The sequence below is a fragment of the Pseudomonas sp. CM25 genome (assembly GCF_013179705.1).
Taxonomy (GTDB): Bacteria; Pseudomonadota; Gammaproteobacteria; order Pseudomonadales; family Pseudomonadaceae; genus Aquipseudomonas.
Genome location: NZ_JABMCW010000596.1, coordinates 1 through 1,823 on the forward strand (window position 1 = coordinate 1; position 1,823 = coordinate 1,823).

2 protein-coding genes are annotated in these 1,823 nt (G+C 69.4%); both read right to left on the bottom strand.

Going from position 1 to position 1,823, the window contains the following annotated elements; genetic code table 11:
• On the bottom strand, positions 1 to 1,168 hold a 1,168-nt coding region (locus HP546_RS29810), incomplete at its 3' end, for an ABC transporter permease (protein ID WP_372242481.1).
• Positions 1,168 to 1,823 (bottom strand): ABC transporter ATP-binding protein (locus tag HP546_RS29815; RefSeq protein ID WP_172233336.1); only part of this gene is annotated, 656 nt, incomplete at its 5' end. The genes HP546_RS29810 and HP546_RS29815, both read right to left, overlap by 1 nt.

Below are 1,823 nucleotides of genomic sequence, written 5' to 3' on the forward strand. Positions count from 1 at the left end.
GGTCGCGGCGCAGCACCCGCAGCGGTGGTACTTGCCCCAGTGCGGCAATGGGCGGCAAGGCGAAGCCGGCCAGGGCCACCAGCCCGGTACCGATACCGGCCAGGGCGGGGACGATGCCGCCAGCGGGTATCTCGCTGGGCAGCAGGCCGTGCAACAGGCGGAACAGGCCCAGCTGGGCCAGCCAGCCGAGCAGGGCGCCGGCCAGCGCTGCGACCAGCCCGAGCATGGCCAGTTGAAGGCAGTACAGGCCCAGCGCCTGGCGACGCGAGAGGCCCAGGCAGCGCAGCAGAGCGCTGGCGTCCAGGCGGCGTGCAGCATAACGGCTGGCCGACAAGGCCACGGCGACCCCGGCCAGCAGCACGGCCACCAGGCTGGCCATGTTCAGGTAGCGTTCGGCTTTGCCCAAGGCTCCGCCAATCTGCTGGTTGCCATCGCGGGTGTCACGCAGGCGCTGGTTGGCGGCGAGGTCTTTTTCCACGGCCTGGCGGTACCTGGCCAGCGCCTCGGTATCGCCGCGCCACAGGTCACGGTAGGTAACCCGGCTGCCCGGCTGGATAACGCCGGTGGCCTCCAGGTCAGCCAGGTTCATCATCACCCGTGGGGTAAGGCTGTAGAAATTGTTGGCACGGTCCGGTTCGTAGGTCAGCACGCGGCTCATGCGCAGGGTCTTCAGGCCCACGTCGATGCTGTCACCTACCGACAGCCCCAGTGCCGCCAGCAGGCGCGGTTCGACCCATGCCTCGCCCGGTGCCGGGCCGCCGCCTGGGGTTTCCTTGGCGTAGGGTGCCGGCGCGCTGCGCACTTGCCCGCGCAATGGGTAGGCGCCATCCGCCGCCTTGACGCTGGACAGCTGGATGCCATTGTCACCGCCCACAACGCTGGTGAACTCGACCACCTGGGCGTGGCGCAAGCCAAGCGCCTTGCCGGCATCAAGCTGCTGTTCGCGAGCTGCAGCGCTGCCCTGCAGCACCAGGTCGGCGCCGAGGAACTCGCTGGCGCGCAGCTGCATGGCGCCATTGAGGCGGGCGCCGAAATAGCCGATCGCGGTGCTGGCCGCCACCGCGACCAGCAAGGCGAAGAACAGCACGCGCACTTCGCTGGCGCGAATGTCGCGCAGCAACTGGCGCAGCGCCAGGCCGCACAGGCGGGACAGTGGCATGTGCTTCATCAGGCCACCACCGGCGCCACAAGGCGGCCTGCGTCCAGGCGAATCTGGCGCCGGCAGCGCCGGGCCAGGCGTTCATCGTGGGTGACCAGTACCAGGGTGGTGCCGCGCTCCTTGTTCAGCTCGAACAGCAAATCGCTGATGCGCTCACCGGTGTGGCTGTCGAGGTTGCCGGTGGGTTCGTCGGCGAACAGTACCGCTGGCTGCGCGGCGAAGGCGCGGGCGATGGCCACCCGCTGCTGTTCGCCCCCCGACAGCTGGCGCGGCGTGTGGCTCAGGCGCTGGCCCAGGCCGACGCGTTCGAGCAGGGTGCGGGCGTGTTCGCGGGCGTCGCGGCGGCCGTCCAGCTCCAGTGGCAGCATGACGTTTTCAAGTGCATTGAGGCTGTCGAGCAGCTGGAACGACTGGAACACGAAGCCGACATGTTCGGCGCGTACGCGGGCGCGCTGGTCTTCATCCAGCGGCCCCAGTTCGTGGCCGGCCAGGATGACCTTGCCGGCGCTGGGCTGGTCGAGGCCGGCGAGCAGGCCAAGCAGGGTCGACTTGCCTGAGCCCGACGCACCGACGATGGCCAGGCTGTCGCCCTGGGCCAGGTCGAGCGAGAGCGCATGAAGGATGGTCAGGTCACCTTCCGCGCTGGGGACCACTTTGCTAAGGT